The 17,309-nt window shown below is 61.9% G+C and carries 9 protein-coding genes; 2 read left to right on the top strand and 7 right to left on the bottom strand.

Annotated features, from left to right (window positions below):
- Positions 1 to 131 precede the first annotated feature (131 nt).
- On the top strand, positions 132 to 2,849 hold the full coding sequence (locus OHL13_RS13830) for an MGH1-like glycoside hydrolase domain-containing protein (protein ID WP_263410712.1): 2,718 nt from the start codon (positions 132 to 134) through the stop codon (positions 2,847 to 2,849).
- Between the two features lie 182 nt (positions 2,850 to 3,031).
- Here OHL13_RS13830 and OHL13_RS13835 read toward each other — a convergent pair whose 3' ends face one another.
- The 5 genes from OHL13_RS13835 to OHL13_RS13855 all read right to left on the bottom strand — a co-directional run bounded on the left by OHL13_RS13835 (position 3,032) and on the right by OHL13_RS13855 (position 8,708).
- Complete coding sequence (locus tag OHL13_RS13835; RefSeq protein ID WP_263410713.1) at positions 3,032 to 3,928, bottom strand: pseudouridine synthase; 897 nt, start codon at positions 3,926 to 3,928, stop codon at positions 3,032 to 3,034.
- 117 nt (positions 3,929 to 4,045) lie between these two features.
- On the bottom strand, positions 4,046 to 5,095 hold the full coding sequence (gene scpB / locus OHL13_RS13840) for an SMC-Scp complex subunit ScpB (protein ID WP_263410714.1): 1,050 nt from the start codon (positions 5,093 to 5,095) through the stop codon (positions 4,046 to 4,048).
- Between the two features lie 63 nt (positions 5,096 to 5,158).
- A complete protein-coding gene (locus OHL13_RS13845; RefSeq protein WP_263410715.1) occupies positions 5,159 to 6,034 on the bottom strand; it encodes a 2-dehydropantoate 2-reductase in 876 nt (291 codons plus the stop codon).
- 102 nt (positions 6,035 to 6,136) lie between these two features.
- Positions 6,137 to 7,261 carry a trans-sulfuration enzyme family protein gene (locus OHL13_RS13850; RefSeq protein WP_263410716.1) on the bottom strand — a complete coding sequence of 375 codons (1,125 nt, stop codon included), beginning with the start codon at positions 7,259 to 7,261 and terminating at the stop codon, positions 6,137 to 6,139.
- A 271-nt stretch (positions 7,262 to 7,532) separates the two neighbouring features.
- A complete protein-coding gene (locus OHL13_RS13855) occupies positions 7,533 to 8,708 on the bottom strand; it encodes a trans-sulfuration enzyme family protein (RefSeq protein ID WP_263410717.1) in 1,176 nt (391 codons plus the stop codon).
- Between the two features lie 217 nt (positions 8,709 to 8,925).
- On the opposite strand from OHL13_RS13855, the gene OHL13_RS13860 reads away from it, so the two are divergent.
- Complete coding sequence (locus OHL13_RS13860; protein ID WP_263410718.1) at positions 8,926 to 10,935, top strand: WD40/YVTN/BNR-like repeat-containing protein; 2,010 nt, start codon at positions 8,926 to 8,928, stop codon at positions 10,933 to 10,935.
- 98 nt (positions 10,936 to 11,033) lie between these two features.
- On the opposite strand, the gene OHL13_RS13865 is transcribed toward OHL13_RS13860, so the two are convergent.
- Together OHL13_RS13865 and OHL13_RS13870 are read right to left on the bottom strand one after the other, a co-directional pair.
- Positions 11,034 to 14,105: an amidohydrolase family protein gene (locus OHL13_RS13865; protein ID WP_263410719.1), complete on the bottom strand. Its 3,072-nt coding sequence runs from the start codon at positions 14,103 to 14,105 to the stop codon at positions 11,034 to 11,036.
- Positions 14,106 to 14,295: 190 nt separating this feature from the next.
- Entirely contained in the window at positions 14,296 to 17,286 is a 2,991-nt protein-coding gene (locus OHL13_RS13870) for a TonB-dependent receptor (protein WP_263410720.1), read from the bottom strand.
- Positions 17,287 to 17,309: the final 23 nt, after the last annotated feature.

The following is a 17,309-nucleotide window of genomic DNA, read 5'->3' on the forward strand; positions in this document are numbered from 1 at the left end:
TAAGATGCCAGCCGCATATGGTTTGTCATCAACAATCGTGTGAAATGTCTGAAAGATAGTCCCGTTTGTTAACAACAGGTTGCGAGTGGTAGCCAGGCGCCATGGAATGGTTTTGCATCCTACCCGGTAGCATGGATCCGCTCACCCGCACCGCCGAAGATGACCGCCTGGACGAGAACAAAGCCCGCACCAGAAACTGGCAACGCTGGGGCACCTACCTGCCGGAACGACAGTGGGGCACCGTCCGCGAAGACTACTCCTACAACGGTGACGTGTGGAACTCTTTCCCCTACGAGATGGGCCAATACCGCGCCTACCGCTGGGGCGAAGATGGACTTCTGGGCTGGACCGACCGCCAGTGCCGCCTCTGCTTCAGCCCCGTGCTCTGGAACGGCCAGGACGCGACGCTGAAAGAGCGCCTCTTCGGCCTGGGAAACCCGGAGGGCAACCACGGCGAAGACGTCAAAGAGCAGTTCTACTACCTGGACGCCACCCCGACCCACAGCTACTGCAAAGGCCTCTACAAGTACCCCCAGAGCGCCTTCCCCTACCAGCAACTGCGCGAGGAAAACCGCAGGCGCGGCTACAACGACCCCGAATACGAACTGATCGACACCGGCATCTTCGATGAAAGCCGTTACTTTGACGTCTTCGTGGAATACGCCAAGGCCGGCGACGAGGACACCCTCATCCGCCTGACCGCCTGGAACCGCGGCCCGGACGCTGCGCCGCTGACCCTGCTTCCGCAACTCACGCTGCGCAACAACTGGTCCTGGAAGAACCTGGAAGAGACCGGCAACACACGGCCCTACCTGCGCCAGACCGCGGACTTCCGCGTTCACGCTCACCACAAGGTCCTGGGCAACTATGCGTTCTACCCGCTGGAAGACGATGCCTTGCAGCCGGAACGCCTTGTTTTCACAGAAAACGACTCCAACTTCCGCCGCCTGGACCCGAATTTCCAGGGAGACGATCACTTCAGCAAGGACGGCTTTGACCGTCTGATCGTCCACGGCGAAGAAAATGCCGTGAAGGCTGGCGAAGGCACCCGCTGCGCACTGGTCTACCGCTGGCAGATTCCTCCCGGCGAAAGCTGCTCCGTCCTGCTCCGCCTGGTGCGTCTGGAGGACGAAAGCTCCACGGAGCCAGCCTCGTCTTACTCGTTACAGCAGGCGGAAGAGATCTTCGCCACCCGGCTGAAAGAGGCCGATGAGTTCTACGCACAGCGTATTCCCGCCGAGGCCACGCCGCAGGAGTGCCTGGTTGCGCGCCAGGCTTATGCCGGCCTGCTATGGTCCAAGCAGTTCTATTACTTCATCGCCGAGCAGTGGATGAGCGGCGACAAGACGCAGATTGCTCCGCCGCCGGAGCGAGCCAAAAAGAGCGAGCCCTGGAAACACCTCTTCTGCCGCGACGTGCTCTCCATGCCCGACAAGTGGGAGTACCCATGGTTCGCCGCGTGGGACACGGCCTTCCACATGATCCCCATGGCGCGCATTGACGCCGAGTTCGCCAAGAACCAGCTCCTGCTGCTGCTACGCGAGTGGTACATGCACCCCAACGGGCAGATTCCTGCCTACGAGTTCTCCTTCAGCGATGTGAATCCGCCGGTGCACGGATGGGCGGTGTGGCATGTCTACCGCCTGGGTGTGGATGAAAACGGCGTGGGCGACCTGGATTTTCTGGAACGCGCCTTCCAAAAGCTGATGCTGAACTTTACCTGGTGGGTGAACCGCAACGACGAGAAAGGCCGCAACCTCTTTGGCGGAGGTTTTCTGGGACTGGACAACATCGGCGTCTTTGACCGCTCCGTCCCTTTACCGGATGGAGTCAGCCTGCACCAGGCCGATGGCACGGCATGGATGGGCCTGTACTGCTCCGTGATGCTGCAGATCGCCATGGAGCTTGCTCATCACCGCTCCAAGGCCTACGAAGACATTGCCAGCAAATTCTTTGAGCACTACATCGCCGTTATCGACGCCATCAATACCGTGGGTGGCAGCGGCCTGTGGGATGAGGAAGACGGCTTCTACTTCGATCACCTGGAAGGCTTGAACGGTGAAAACCTGACGCTGAAGGTACGGTCGATGGTCGGTATCGCGCCCTTGTTTGCCGTCTGCATCCTGAAAAAAGACACCGTTGAAGACCTGCCGGACTTCTACAAGCGGACAGACTGGTTTCTGAACTACAACCGCAAGCTTTCCGCATATGTCAGCACGGCGACCACGCATCACCCGGACCTGCATGGCTCCCGCTGGATTGCGATTGCACCGCAGGACCGCTTCCGCCGCATTCTGCAGCGCGTTCTGGACGAATCAGAGTTTCTCTCCGGCAACGGAGTCCGCGCGCTTTCACGCTACCATCACGACCATCCCTTTGAGACCGAACTCAACGGGCAGCGCTTCAGCGTCCGCTACACTCCGGCCGAGGGCGACAGCGGCATGTTTGGCGGCAACAGTAACTGGCGCGGACCGGTGTGGTTCCCCATGAACATGCTCTTCATCAACGCCCTGGAGCGCTACTCGCTCGTCTATGGCGATGACCTGAAGCTCGAGTACCCCACCGGCAGCGGAGAGCAGCACACGCTGGTGGAGATTGCCGAAGACATCGCCCGGCGGCTGGTGAACCTGTTCCTTCCCGGCCCGGACGGTCGCCGTCCCTGCCAGGCAAGCGAGGCCCGCTTCGCCAACGATCCCTACTGGAAAGACTTGATGCTGTTCTACGAGTACTTTGATGGGGATACAGGCCGTGGCGTGGGCGCGTCGCACCAGACGGGATGGACCGCCCTGGCCGCCAGCCTGATTGAAGGGCTCTACACCCGCCGGGAGATCAGGAACCGCGCTCAGTAAACCTGAAACTCTGTCATTCCGACCAGAGCAGAGCGCCGTATGGCGTTCTGCGGAGTAGAGGAACCTGCATTGGATATTGGTTTGAGTTCAAATGCAGATCTCTCCACTCGCGCGCGGCGCTCCGGTCGAGATGACACAGTTTTTGACTAGAAGGGTTTTGAAAAAGACCGTTTCGCCTGTATCTAGCGCGAACGGCGCTTCGGTCCCGCAGGCTTGAAGCCGGATTTAAAGCCCGGCTTGCGCTTCGGCTTGCCCGGCTCCTTCAGCTTCGCGGCCTCCGGCAGAACCTTCTTGCGCTCCACCTTGCGGCCCTGGCTGGCGCGGCCAAGAGCCGTTACCTCGCCCGGCGTCAGTTCGCGGAACTCGCCCGGCTCCACATCCAGCACCAGACCGCCATACGCAATGCGGCGGATCTTCTCGACGTGGTGGCCCACCTCTTCAAACATCTTGCGAAGCTGGCGGTTGCGGCCCTCGGTCAGCGTGACCGAGTACCACGGGTTCTCGCCGCCGCGGGTCAGTTCAATCTCGGCAGGCTGCGTCAGGACGCGGTTGCGGCGGGCGCTCTGGCCCTCCTGCAGGCGTCCACGCTCAATCATGATGCCGGTGCGAAGCTGCTGGATCGCCTCCGGGCTGGGCTGGCCTGAGACCTTCACCAGGTACGTCTTGGCGACGCCGCTGGCGGCCTTCGAGAGCGAGTTCGCCAGCTCTCCGTCATTGGTCAGGATGATCAGACCCTCGGAGAGGTAGTCCAGGCGGCCGACCGGGTAAAGACGCTCGCGCGGAGCCTTGGGCGACTGCGCCAGAAGCTCCAGGATGGTCGGGCGGCCTTCCGGGTCACGCAGCGTCGTCACATAACCGCGCGGCTTGTTCAGCACAAAATAGCGGTGGCGCTGCGGCCCCTGTAACAGCTTGCCGTCCACACGGATGTGATCTTTTTCGGGGTCGGCCTTGGTGCCGAGTTCGGTGACGATCTCGCCGTTCAACGTAACGCGGCCGGAGAGAATCAACTCCTCCGACGCACGGCGCGACGCGAGCCCAGCCTGGGCAATAATTTTCTGGAGACGTACGGGCTCGCTCATAACCTTCCTATTATCCCTGATTCCTCCCCAGGTTTCCCCACATCCCTGCGGAATGGGGCATAAAAGGAGAAGGCACGGCCTTCGCCGTGCCCGGATAGATCGTCTCCTGACAGCTTTTTACTCGTTTTCGATGCCTGCGGCTGCCTCGCGCTCTTCTGCGTCGGCGGGGCCGTTTTCCACGTCGGAAGCCGGGGTCTCCGGCACCTCGGGCGCGTCCACGGAGTCGCCCGAGCCATCGGCCTGCGGCTCCGGTTCAGGGGTGTGCGGCACCTCGCCGCCTTCACCCACGACCGGCTCTACCTCAGGATCCGGTTCCCTCTCCGGCTCGGCGGGGACTACGTCGGTATTGAAGTTCGGCTGCATCTCAAGGTCCTCCTGCTCGGCAAGTTCGCCGGCCATCTTCTCGAACTCTTCGATGCTGGGAAGCTCGGCCACGTCTTTCAGGCCGAAGCGGAGAAGGAATTCCTTGGTGGTCTTGTACAGGATCGGACGGCCGATCACCTGCTTGCGGCCAGCCGTTGTGATCAGCTTGCGGGTCATCAGGCCGCCGAGCACGCCGCCGGAGTCAACTCCTCTGATTTCACCCACTTCCGCCGCCGTTACGGGCTGTTTGTAGGCGATGACAGCCAGGGTCTCCAGCGCCGGAAGCGACAGCTTAAGCGCCGGTTTCAGGCTCTTGGCAAAGTCGCGGATCAGGTCGTGATACTCCGGCTTGGTGGACATGCGGTAGCCGGAGGCGACCTCGGAGATATATACGCCGCGGTCCTCGTAGCTCTCCATCAGGGCGGCGATTTCCGCCTTCAGAAGGTCGCGGAGACGGCGCTCGCGCTGCTGCGCCAGCTTTTTCTCGTCGGCCAGAAGCGGCTCGGTTTCGACCTCCGCCGGGGTGGTCTCAGGGGCTGTTTCCGGCGCACTTTCGGTGCTTAAAGAGGCGTTTTCGGCGTCATTTGGCACCGTTTCCGCACTCTCCGGAGCGGCTTCCACGGCATTTTCCGCAGCCTCAGAGACGGTTTCCGGAGTCTCTTCCATCGGCAGCTCGGGCTGGACGGCATCCTGCTCGGCCAGCACCTGCTCCAGGTCTGGCCCAAGGAGGGTGAGCAGCTGTGCCAGCGTTACCGGCTCTTCCGCTGCATAGATGATGGCTTCGATCTTAGGTTTAAGGCTCATTTTTCTATCCGTGACAGTTTATATGGCCGGGAGTGGTGGATTACCTGGAACAAATTTCCTGTTTCAGGCATTTTGCACGGCCTGCAGAAGGGCGGCGGCCATTGCGTTCAACGGTGTGGGCACTCCCAGGCGCTGTCCGAAGCGGACAATGGCGCCGTTGCGGGCGTCAATCTCCATCTGTCTGCCGGCCAGGCGGTCCGCCAGCATGGAGTTCACACCCTCCGGCGCGGCGGCTTTGGCGCCTGCGATCACCTGGGCCGGAAATTCTTCTTCGATTGCGGCCCCGGCGGCACGGCCAACGGCGGCACACTCCTGCACCATGTCCAGAGCGATGGCCTCCATGCCAGGAACCGCGATCACGCGGTTGGGCAGCTTTGTGATGGCGGAGAGCGCGCCCTGCGCGTTGAGGCAGAGCTTCTTCCAGGCCGCCGTCGTAAAGTCCGAGGTCAGCTCCGTGATTGCGCCGCTGCCGTGGAACAGGCTGGCGAACTGCTGCCCGAGCGGAGTCTGTTCGACCGCCATGCGGGCCCATGCCCGCTGCAGCACGGAACCATCCGAGCGCTTCTCTGCCGGGCAGTCGATGATGACCGGCAGAAGCCGTTCGGCAGCAAGCCATGGAGAAAAGCGTTCCCGATGTTCCACGCCGTTCTGCAGAACCGCACCCCTGGTCTGCGCGCCGCACAGACCGGCGAACCACGTGGCGGTCGATTCGGCGTCATACGCCTTGGTGGCGATGACGACCCAGTCCACTGGCGCAGCCTGCGAGGGCTCCGTCAGGTTGCTGCCCTGCACCGTGATGACTCCTGCCGGGGTTTCCACCTGCAGGCCTGCAAGCGGCCTGCGCGTGCACAGGAAGAGCTGGTGTTGCCCGGTCTGCTCCAGGGCCGCCGCGGTTACGGAGCCGATGGCTCCCAGGCCGATGACTGCGATCTTCGCCATATCCGCACCATACACTGAGCGACTGAGTGTTCTCATGAGCAGCGCTTTGCGCGATGTCCCACTCATGCTTCGCATGAATGGGGCACCCGGTGTAGTGGCTGATTAGAGCGAAGCGTTGAGGGCGGCGAGCAGGTCGTCCACGTCTTCAATGCCGAGCGAGAGGCGGAGCAGGTCGTCCGGAATCTGGCGGGCGTGTTCGGCGGGGACGCTGGCGTGGGACATCGCCGCCGGAATGCTGATGGTGGAGTTCACGCTGCCGAAGCTGACGGCGATCTTCAGATACTCGGTCTGTTCGGCGATACGCTTGGCGGCTTCGCGGGAGCCGGCGCGGAAGGTGAGTAGCGTGCCGGGACCGGTGGCCTGCTTCTTCTGGAGTTCGTAGCCGGGGTGCGTGGGCAGGCCTGGGTAGTTCACTTCGCTGACTCTGGGATGTGCTGCCAGGAACTGGGCGACCTTCAGGGCGCTGGCCTGCTGGGCATCCATACGGAGCTTGAGTGTCTTAAGGCCGCGCAGCAGGAGGTAGCTGTCGAACGGGGCGAGTGCGGTGCCTTCGGCGTTCTGCAGGAAGTAGATATCCTGCGCCAGCTTCTCGTCCTGGACCGCGATGACGCCGGCCGTCACATCCGAGTGGCCGCAGAGGAACTTGGTGCCGGAGTGCAGGGCGATGTCCGCGCCGAGGACGAGCGGGTTCTGCAGGTAGGGCGACATGACGGAGCTGTCGACGCAGACCAGGGCGTTGTGGCGGTGCGCGATCTGAGAGATGGCCGCGATGTCGAGGATGCGCAGCAGAGGGTTGGTGGGTGACTCGATGTAGACGAGTTTTATCTTCGGCGTGATGGCGGCTTCGAGGGCGGCGAGGTCCTGCGCGTCGACGAAGCTGACCGTAAGCCCGGCACGGCCGATGACCTTGCCGAAGAGGCGCGAGGCTCCGCCGTAGAGGTCGTAGTCGGCGACGATCTCGTCGCCTGCGGAGAGCAGGTGCGTGACGGTGGCGATGGCGGCCATGCCGCTGGAGAAGGCAAAGCCACGCGTGCCCTGTTCGAGAGCTGCTACCTGGTCTTCCAGCACCTTGCGGGTGGGATTGCCGGAGCGCGAGTAATCGAACTTACCGAAGGCGTCGGCTTCCTCCTGCGCGAAGGTCGCGGTCTGGTAGATAGGGGTGTTGGAGGGGTGCAGCGGGTCGCCGGGAGCGGCGTTGAAGTGGACGAGCCTGGTGGCGAATTTCATGGCTATTGTTAGGCTACATGGCGGCCGGCTATCGAGGCCGGCCATGGTTTGTTTTATCGAGCTGTTTCGGCACGGCTGAAGCCGTGCCCTGACGGTACTCCCCATACCGTGAGGGAAGAAGCAGATCCTTTCAGGATGACAAAAGGCAAGAAAGGCAAATGCCGGTCCCTCACTTCGCTTCACTGCGGTCGGGATGACAAACAGGAGTAAGCGGCTGCGCAAAGCGGGAGGCCCACATCTGCTGTGCAGATATGGGCACCCGGCTTGTTTCTTACTTACCGAAGACGGCTTCGAAGGCCTGCTCGAAATCGCGGATCAGGTCCTTGGGGGCTTCGAGGCCGACGGAGAGGCGGATGAGGCGGTCATTGATGCCGAGGGCTTCGCGGGCCTCCTTCGTCAGGTCGCAGTGCGAGGCCGTGGCCGGGTTGGTGGCCAGCGTTTCGACCGATCCAAGCGATTCGGCGCAGGTGCAGAGCTTCAGAGCGTTCATGAACTTGAGCGAGTCCTCAGTGGAAGCATCGAGTTCAAAGCTCAACATGCCGCCGAAGTCGCTTTGCTGGCTGGCGGCGAGAGCCTTCTGCGGGAAGGAGTCGAGGCCGGGGTAGTTCACCCTGGCAACGCGGGGATTGGCTTCCAGCCATGCGGCGACGATCTTGGCGTTGGCGCAGTGGAAGTGAAGGCGGGCGGGAAGCGTCTTGATGCCCTGCAGGGCGAGCCAGCTATCGAACGGAGTCTGGATGCTGCCGATGGTCTTGCGGACCAGGCGCAGCCGCTCGATCAGCTTCTCGTCATGCGTGGCCAGCGAGCCGCCGATGGTGGCGTTGTGGCCGTCAATGTACTTCGTCGTCGAAAGCATGGACACATCCGCGCCGAGGTTGAGGCAGTCCTGCAGCAACGGCGTGAGGAAGGTGTTGTCGACGGCGACGAGGATGTTCTCGTGCCTGTGCGCCACTGCGGAGACACCGCGGATATCGCTGATCTTCAGCGTGGGGTTCGCGGGCGTTTCCATGAAGACGAGGCGGGTATTGGGCTTGATGGCAGCCTCAACCGCTTCGGGACTGGAGGTGTCGACGTAGCTGTACTGAATGCCGAAGTTGCCGAGCACCTGGTGGAACAGGCGCATGGTGCCGCCGTAGATAACGTCGGACAGGATGACGTGGTCGCCTGCCTTGAGGATGGCCATACACAGCGTATGGATGGCGGACATGCCGGAGCGGAAACAGAGCGCGGTGGCCGTGTTCTCAATGGCGGCGATGGCCTGTTCCAGGGCGTTGACGGTGGGGTTGGCTCCACGCGAATAACCGTAGCCCTTGGTGACGCCGACCGACTCATGGATGTAGGTGGCAGTCTGATGGATGGGAAAGAGGATCGAGTTCGACTGCATCTCGTACGAGCGATTGGAGTGGATGACGAGAGTCGATGGATCGAAATCTGGACGTTCTGACATGCTGTTCCTCTTGTGTTGATTGGAACACAGGAGGGCCGGATGGTGGGATAGGGGGATGGCCGGATGGGGACAGTAGCAGGCTGAAGGGCAGGTTGCAGGGGTTGGATGGCAACTGCACATTGCCGAAAGGTTGCCTTCATGGCATGAAAACAAGCGGGGCAACGCGGCTTTGCGATGGGGACATCCATAGACGCTGTCGTACCGGAGTGCCCTTGTGATGAAATACCTCAGTACCCTGCTGCTGGCCGTTGCAGCCTCTTCCCTTACAGCCCAGACCTTATCCCAGACCTCAGCCAAGCTTCCCTGGATACCCTATGGCCCTGGCGGCGGTGATGCGCGCGCGCTGGTGACGGATCCTTCCGACCACAACCATCTTTACCTGGGCACGGCTTTTGGAGCTTTGTATGAGTCCCATGATGGCGGGCGGAAGTGGGAGCGACTGGGACAGATCGACAAGCGGGACGACCTGGCCCTGGATAACATTCTGGTGGACCCGGCCGAGCCGAAGCACATGGTGCTGGGGGCATGGGTGCTGGGCAAGACCGATGGCGGCATCTACGTTTCGCACGATGCCGGGAAGACATGGGCAGCAAACCCGCAGATGGCGGGGCACTCGATCCGCGCCTTGAGCATGGCTTCTTCTGAACCGAAGACCATGATTGCGGGCGCGCTGGATGGCGTGTACCGCTCCACGGATAACGGGGAGAGCTGGAACCGCATTTCTCCGATGGAGAACCAGGAAATTCACGAGGTGGAGTCGGTTGCCATCGATCCCAAGGACCCGAAAACCATCTACGCCGGGACATGGCACCTGCCGTGGAAGACCACCGATGGCGGAGCCAACTGGACGAAGATGACGCAGGGCATCATCGATGACTCGGATGTGTTCTCCATCATCGTGGACCCGGTGAACGAGTCGAACGTGTATCTATCGGCGTGTTCGGGGATTTATCGCAGCACGAACAAAGGCGCTAGCTTTACCAAGGTGCAGGGCATTCCCGCATCCGCGCGTCGCACGCGTGTGCTGATGGAAGATGCAAAGCAGCCGAACGTGGTGTTTGCGGGAACGACAGAAGGCATCTGGCGCACGGAGAACGCAGGGCAGGCCTTTCAGCGCAACGGCGATGCAGCGTGGATTGTGAACGACGTGAACATTGACCCGACCGATAGCAACCGTGTCCTGTTGGCGACGGACCGGCATGGCGTACTGCTCTCTACCGATGGCGGACGCAGCTTTGCACAGTCCAATGACGGCTTTTCGACGCGGCAGATCACGGCCATGATGCAGGACGCGAAGAATCCGCAGCAATTGTATGTGGGCGTGCTGAATGACAAGACCGCGGGCGGCGTCTTTATGAGCAGCGATGGCGGCCAGCACTGGCAGCAGAGGAGTGCGGGTCTGAATGGAGCCGACGTTCTGGCGCTGGCTCAGACTCCACAGGGAACCCTGCTGGCAGGCACGGCGCATGGCATCTTCCGGATGGAGGGCGATACGTGGAAGCCCTCCGGCATGACGCTGCCGCTGCAGCCGGAACCGATTCCACCGAAGACCATCAAGCGCGGACGCAAGGTAATCACCGTGCAGGTGAAGCAGCCGAAGCCAAAGCCCGCGATCGAAACAGCCTCGCGCGTGGACGCCTTCACGGCGACGGACAAGACCATGATTGCGACCAGCGAGGACGGCGTGGTTGAGTCCATCGATGATGGCCACAACTGGAAGCATGTGAGGACGGCGGCAGGTATGCCGTTCCGCAGCGTGGCCGCGCAGGGAGAGCGCGTGCTGGCCGCGGCGACCAACCAGGTGCTGCTCTCAACCGACGGCGGCGAGAACTTCCGTACGGTGAGCCTGCCGAACGGGCTGACGGCGATCTCCGCAACGGCGGTGGATAACACGGGCCGCATGTGGGTTGGCGGACGCGAAGGCGTGTACTACTCGCAGGATGACGGCGCTAGTTGGCAGGTGCACAAGGACATGTTTGTGCCGAACGTGAACGCGCTGTACTTCGACGGCGCTCGGAGCCGCCTGCTGGTGACCTCCAACGGCCCGGACACGCTGGTGTTTGCGCTGAATACGCAGGACATGAAGGTGACCCATTGGGACGCCGGATGGATTCTTCGCCAGGTAAGGCCGGTGGGGGATCGACTTGCAGGGGCTACAAGCTATGAAGGTGTTGTGCTGCAGCCGCGCGTGGATGGTGAGGATGTGGCGATGACAGAGAAGAAGTAGCTGCCGCAACGACAGATCCTTACTGGATGACAAAGACAAGAAAAGCAGAAGGCCGGCATTGAGCCGGCCTTCTGTTGTTGAACCATCACACCGTCCCACTACTTGCACATATTGGCGCCGGCGGTCAGCTTTTCAAAGGGCGCTGCGATCTCTGCCACGGAACGCAGGTGGCCGTTGGTCATCACGCACTGCACGTTGATGACGTCGTTGATGTTGGTGAGCGGGTCGCCGTCGACCAGGATGAGGTCGGCGAGTTTGCCCTTTTCCAGAGTGCCCAGGTCCTTGTCCAGCAGGGCTGCCTTCGCGGCGATGCTTGTGACGGTCTCAAGCGCCTGCCACGGGGCCAGGCCGTACTTCACCTGGCTGCGCAGGTTCAGGTGCAGCGAGGTGGAGGGTAGGTCGAGCGGTGAGTCGGTTCCGCCGATGTAGAGGCCCTTGCGATCGAGCACTCCCTTCACTGTGGACTCCTCGCGCATGACGCGGTCTTCGCTGGCGGTGGAGGGTGTCTTCACCGCTGCATTGCGGGCGTTGAGGAGGCGGGTCTTCTCCCATGGCGGAGCGATGTTGTAACGGGTATCGTCTGCCATGTTGGGCCAGTTGCCGATGATGCTCTGGTTCAGCAGCGTGGAGATGGTCCACATGCCGGACTCGGCCTCAAGCTGCTGCACGTCCGAGTAGCTGAAGCCGGTGAGCGAGCGGGAATACGCCCAGCCGGTACGGGCCGTGGCGGAGACGTGGCTCATGCCGTCGTTGCCGACAGCCACGGCCGGGATGAGGTAATGCGATGCGGTCTGCACGCCCATCACGTTATGCGCGAAGTCGTCCCCCTTCTTCATCCATGTGAACGGCAGGCGCACGTAGAGCTTGAGGAAGTCGAAGTCGAGGGCATGCAGGCGCTGGAACTCGCGCTGCAGCTGCGCTTCGCTGGTGGTGGCGATCATCATGGGGTAGTAGACGCGCTCGCCGTCCACGGCCTCGCCGGTGGCGAAGAGGCGCGGGCCGACGGCAGCGCCGGAGATGAAGGCTTCCTTCTCCTCCACCGCGCGGTAGGCATTGTCGGCCATGTCGCGCAGCGTGGTGATGCCGTAGGCCATCCACAGGCGGCCCATGCGGTCGCCGTAGTAGATGGAGTTGTCGGAGTTGGGGTGGGAGTGGTTCTCCCACAGACCGGGCATCACGGTAGAGTTGGGAGCCTCAATCACTTTGGCTTCCATGGGCAGCTTGGCTGTGCCATGCGGCGTAACCGAGACGATGCGATTCCCCGTGACCAGCACATCGACATCCTTCAGCGAGTCCGGACCGCTGCCCTTCCAGAATTTTCCGGCGTGGATAACGGTAGAGCCGGTGGGCTGTTCCTGCGTGTACTTCAGGTTCACAGCGACAGGCGTGATGGCCTTGGTCTTGCGATCGAGAAGCTTCAGCTTGCCATTGTTCAGGTAGAGGATCTTCGATCCATCGCCGGAGTACGTTGGCGCGTCGGTGACCTCGTTGTTCAGGTACTCGGCTTTGCCGGAGGGCGTGCCGTCTGCGTCGACGGGCATGACGGCCAGCAGGTCCGAGAGAACGAAGGCCATCTCCTTCCCTGTCGGCGAGTAGATGGGGCCGTCTTCCGTACGAGTGGTGACCGACTCAAACGGAGCGGGCTTGTGCCAGCTTGTTTTTTTGGTGGCGATATCGACGAGGAGGATGTCGCTGGTGCCCTCGCGGAAGCGCTTGGTGTAGGGATGAATGGTGGCGATAGCCAACGTTTTGCCGTTGGTGGAGAAGCTGGCGCGGCCCGGGAAGAAAGTGGCCGGCGCAACGATAGAGTCCTTGCCGGTGGCGATCTCGGTGAGGTGCGTGGCTCCGGCCTGGTCCTGCGAGGTGAACCACTTGCCATCGGGAGAGAGTGCGGGGAAGATCTGCGCGGTGGTCTTTGAGGGCGAGGGGTGCAGCTCCGCGCCGGTCTTCGGGTCGAGCAGGTAGACGTTCTCGACGCCGTCCTTGTCCGACACGTAGGCGATCCATTTGCCATCGGCCGACCACATGGGTCCCTGCTTGTAGAAGCTGTCGCTGGTCAGCGCCTTAGGCGTTGGGTTGCCGATGGTGAGCAGATAGAGCTGGTTGAGCGCAACGAATGCCACCTGCTTGCCGTCCGGTGAGAGCGCCGGGCCGTAAAGACCGAGCGCCTGCCGCGGCAGCTTCGAGTCGAAGTGATAGTCCTTCGACTTGAAGATGGGGCGGATGGACTTCACGTCGGCGGTGAAGGGAATCTCCGTCTCAGACTTCGCGGCGAGGTCGGCCTTCACCAGCTTGCCGTTGGCGGTGTAAAGCAGCGTGGTGGGCGAGAGCCATGCAGCCTGGAAAGGGAAAGCGTCGTCGTACTTGTCGCTGATGGGCTTGCCGTCGACAATCAGCTTCGAGGGATAGAGCGTCTGTCCGCCGCCTGAGAAGTAGACGTAGGAGAGCTTGCCGTCGGGAGAGACCGAGGGCGAGTCAATGCGGCCGGTTTTCACTTCGGCGACTACTTTCTTGTCCAGTGTCTTCGGATCGATCTGGATGACCTGGCGGCCGGTCGCGACGCGCATGCCGGGGATGATCTCTTCCTCGACGGCTGCGACGTAGACGATCTTTCCGTCGGGGGTCCAGCCGGGTTCGAACTCATCGTTCGCGCCGGTAGTGATCTGCTTCGGCTCGCCGCCTTCGACGGGAACGGTCCAGATGTCGTAAGAGCCCTTGAAGTCGCGGTCAGAGGCAAAGGCGATGGTCTTGCCGTCGGGCGAGATGCGCGGCTCGCGATCGTCACCGTGGCCGGTGGTGACCTGCTTCAGTGCCGTTCCATCGGCGTTCATCTTCCATACGTGGAAGGTGCCGCCGGCGTAGGACTGGAAGATGACGGTCTTGCCGTCGGGCGCATAGTTCGGATACGCCGCTTCATCGAAAGGCGTGGTGAGCTGCCTGGCCTTACCGCCCGCAATGGGCAGCGAGTAGAGAATGCCCTGCAGATCGAGGATGACCGTCTTGCCATCCGGCGAGACGGTGGAGGCCATGTTGGTGCCTTCGTGGATGGTGATGATCTTTGTCTTCGATGCGGCGGCGGTTGCCGGTTTGGCTGCGGCAGGTTTGGCAGCCTGAGAGAAGGCGGAGACAGAGAGGAACAGAGCAGCGGATGCGAGGACGGAGAGACGCATGAACCTTGAAAGCTCCTTGAACGGGAGAACGCAGTGCGTCTTTTGAGAGACGCACTGCGTGGATAGATGAAACTTTACATCCTGTAAAGAGAAGCAAGTCTTTCCCTTCGTTCAGGATGACAACGGGTCTCGCTTTGCTCGTTGCCCCACCCATCGCAGAAGCGCGATGGATGGGCAACGAGGGTGATTGTTAGAAGCTGATGCGGCCAATGAACTGGAGCTGACGGGGAGCAAACTCCAGGAAGCCGCTGCCACCGGCTGCCGTGGGCGCACCGTAGGCGGAGGAGTTGGCGTTGGTGTTGTAGCTGTAGGGATTGAAGTGGTTGAAGAGGTTGAAGACCTCAACAGCGACAATGGCCTTGACCTTTTCCCCGATGGGGAAGGCTTCCTGCAGGCGGCTGTCGATGCGCTCATAGGCACGTCCGCGGAAGGCGTTGCGCGCCATGACGTAGTAGCCGTAGCTGGCGTCGTAGTAGAACTTCGAAACCGGCGCATAGACCGAGAGGCACGGCGAAGTGGTGCAGGTAGTACCAGCCTGGATAGGCGTGGTGCCCGCGGCCACGGTGCGGTTGAAGGAGGGTGTTCCGCCGTTGGGGGAAGCGGTTCCGGTGGCTGTGCCATACGCGAGACCCGAGCCGAAGCGGAAGAGCGAGCTGAGGGAGAGACCGTACTTCCACTTGTACTCGCCATTCAGGGTGAGGGAGTGGCGCTGATCGTCGGTGCCGTTGGCCCACTCATCCTTGATGCCGGAGGCGAAGGGCTTGTTGGGGTAGTAGAACGGGCCCTCGGTGGAGTTCTTGGTCCGTGCCCAGGTGTAGGCCAGAGCGCCGGTAAAACCAGCTGTAGTGGAGTGCTTGATGCCAAGCTGCAGGGCGTCATAGATACTGCCCGCGCCGCCCGGCGTGAAGAACTGCGAGACCGAAGTGAAGCTCTGGTTGCAGACCTGGCGCGTTGTGCTGCCGTAGGTGCCGATGGTATCCAGAGCGACCGAACCGTTGCCGCAGACGCGGGTCACGCTGGAGGACAGGGTCGAGTTGGGGTTCAGGTTGCGCTGCGCGTTGGCGGGGTCAACCAGGAAGTTGCCGTTCAGGCGGATCCAGTCGTCATAGGCGCGGGTATGAACGAAGTCCATGTTCATGACCGTCTTCCATGGCAGCTCACGCTGTACACCGAAGGAGAGCTGCAGGGCGTAGGGCACCTTGGCGTCCTTGGCCAGCGGCTGTACCGCCTGGGCGTATGCCGAGGGGTTGGTGGCCGGGTTGCCGCCGTTGAAGGGGTTGGAGAAGTTGATGGGACTGGCAGGCGTACCCGTCACCGAAGCCTGAATGGTGGACTGGCCGTTGAAGATCTGCTGGTCAATGATCTGGTTGGCGGAGATGTCGGCAAAGTACAGGCCGGCGCCGCCGCGGATGCTGGTCTTGCCGTTGCCCATCGGGTCCCACGCAAAACCGACGCGCGGAGCAAAGTTGTTATTGTCATTGCCCTGCGGAGCCAGCAGGCCGTTGGTCAGCTTGGGTCCGCCGGTGAAGGCGCCGAAGTCGTTGTCGTAGCGCACGCCCAGGTTGACCGTAAGGCGGGGCAGGATCTTCCAGTCATCCTGGAACCAGAAGCCGAAGATGGAGCGCGGCACGTCCACGGTGAAGTTACCGAAGCCCTGGATGTAGGTCGCGTTGGATCCGCAGATGGAGTTGATCGCCGTGAAATTCCAGGTCGTGGAGTCCGAGGTTCCGTTAGGGAACATGCTGTTGTACTGCGCAGCGCTGATGGAAGCGGAGCAGGGATTGATGCGGCCGCGCACGTTCTGCTGGAAGAAGCCGCCGTGGCCGGTGTAGATGTACTCCCCGCCGAACTTGACCGAGTGCTTGCCCTTCAGCCAGAAGACGTCATCGCGGTAGTCCTGGCTGTTCTGGGCAAAGATCTGCGGGTAGTTGTAGGGGCCGCCGACGGTGATGTTGGAGAAGATGATCTCCATCGACTGCGTGTAGGGCAGGTTCTGCCAGCCGAAATGGTGGAAGCCGGCGCGGAGATCGTTGACGATGTTGGGCGTCAGGTTCGAGTTCCAGTCGGCCACATAGCCATAGCTGGTGCGGGTTCCCTGGTAGGCGCGCGAGGGATCGGCGTTGCCGCTTACGCCCAGGTAATCGCTCTTGTAGGTGAAGCCGTCGCCGCGCAGGAAGAGGCGGTTCTTGTCGTTGATCTGGTAGTCGCCGCGTCCCAGGTACTCGTTGACGCGCAGCGTGTTGGGATGGGAGAAGGCGGCGTTTGTGACCAGGTTGACCGTGGTGGCGGTGTCCGGCTTGCGCTCACCTTCATACGATCCGAAGAACCAGAGCTTGTCTTTCTTGATGGGGCCGCCCATGGTGCCGCCGAACTGCTGATCGCTGAAGGGCAAAACGCGCTTGGCGACCGGATCGGGAGCATTGAGCGAGTCGTTGCGGAAGTAGCCGAAGGCTCCACCGTGGTAGCTGTTGGAGCCGGACTTGGACTGCGAGTTGACATACACACCGGCGGAACGGCCGAGTGTGGCGTCAAAGCGGTTGGTAATGATCTGGAACTGCGAGATGGCGTCCTGCGAGAAGCGCGGCTGGCCGAAGCTGGCGCCGGCGGTGTCCTGCGAGACCTGCAGGCCGTCCATGGTGATGAGGAACTTGCCCGACTCCGATGCCGAGCCGACCGGCACGTCCGAGGTGACGGCGTTGATTTTGATGCCCGGAACCAGCGTGGCCAGCGACATGTAATTGCGGCCGTTGATGGGTACTCCCTGCACTTCCTGCGGCGTTACATTGCCAGCCACAACCGACGAGGTGGTATCGATGGCGACCGACTCGCCTTCCACCACGACCGAGGTGGTGGTGGACGCAACGGGCAGCGACAGGTCAAGGGTGACCAACTGGCCCACCAGCAGGGTGACGGGCTTTTTGACCGGCGTGAATCCAGAAGCCGAGGCCATCACCTCGTAATCCGCGGCTACCAGCGACGGCACCAGGTAGATGCCTTCAGAGTTCGTAATGGCGTGGAAGGTAGCGCCGCCGACACGCGTGACATCCACCGTGGCGCCCGCAATGGACGCTCCCTGAGCGTCCGTGATTTTTCCGGTAAAGCCGGTCTGTTGAGCGCGGGCCGCGGTTGCCACCACAGCCAATGCAACGAGGAGAAACAGGGAGCGAAGGAATGTCTTCATGCCAGGAAATACCTCACAGAAAC

The organism is Terriglobus tenax (genome assembly GCF_025685395.1).
Lineage (GTDB): Bacteria > Acidobacteriota > Terriglobia > Terriglobales > Acidobacteriaceae > Terriglobus > Terriglobus tenax.

Excerpts from the sequence above, each read along its gene's own strand:
- OHL13_RS13830 (WP_263410712.1), top strand. The coding sequence starts at position 132 with ATGGATCCGCTCACCCGCACCGCCGAAGATGACCGCCTGGACGAGAAC.
- OHL13_RS13835 (WP_263410713.1), bottom strand. The coding sequence starts at position 3,928 with ATGAGCGAGCCCGTACGTCTCCAGAAAATTATTGCCCAGGCTGGGCTC.
- scpB (WP_263410714.1), bottom strand. The coding sequence starts at position 5,095 with ATGAGCCTTAAACCTAAGATCGAAGCCATCATCTATGCAGCGGAAGAG.
- OHL13_RS13845 (WP_263410715.1), bottom strand. The coding sequence starts at position 6,034 with ATGGCGAAGATCGCAGTCATCGGCCTGGGAGCCATCGGCTCCGTAACC.
- OHL13_RS13850 (WP_263410716.1), bottom strand. The coding sequence starts at position 7,261 with ATGAAATTCGCCACCAGGCTCGTCCACTTCAACGCCGCTCCCGGCGAC.
- OHL13_RS13855 (WP_263410717.1), bottom strand. The coding sequence starts at position 8,708 with ATGTCAGAACGTCCAGATTTCGATCCATCGACTCTCGTCATCCACTCC.
- OHL13_RS13860 (WP_263410718.1), top strand. The coding sequence starts at position 8,926 with ATGAAATACCTCAGTACCCTGCTGCTGGCCGTTGCAGCCTCTTCCCTT.
- OHL13_RS13865 (WP_263410719.1), bottom strand. The coding sequence starts at position 14,105 with ATGCGTCTCTCCGTCCTCGCATCCGCTGCTCTGTTCCTCTCTGTCTCC.
- OHL13_RS13870 (WP_263410720.1), bottom strand. The coding sequence starts at position 17,286 with ATGAAGACATTCCTTCGCTCCCTGTTTCTCCTCGTTGCATTGGCTGTG.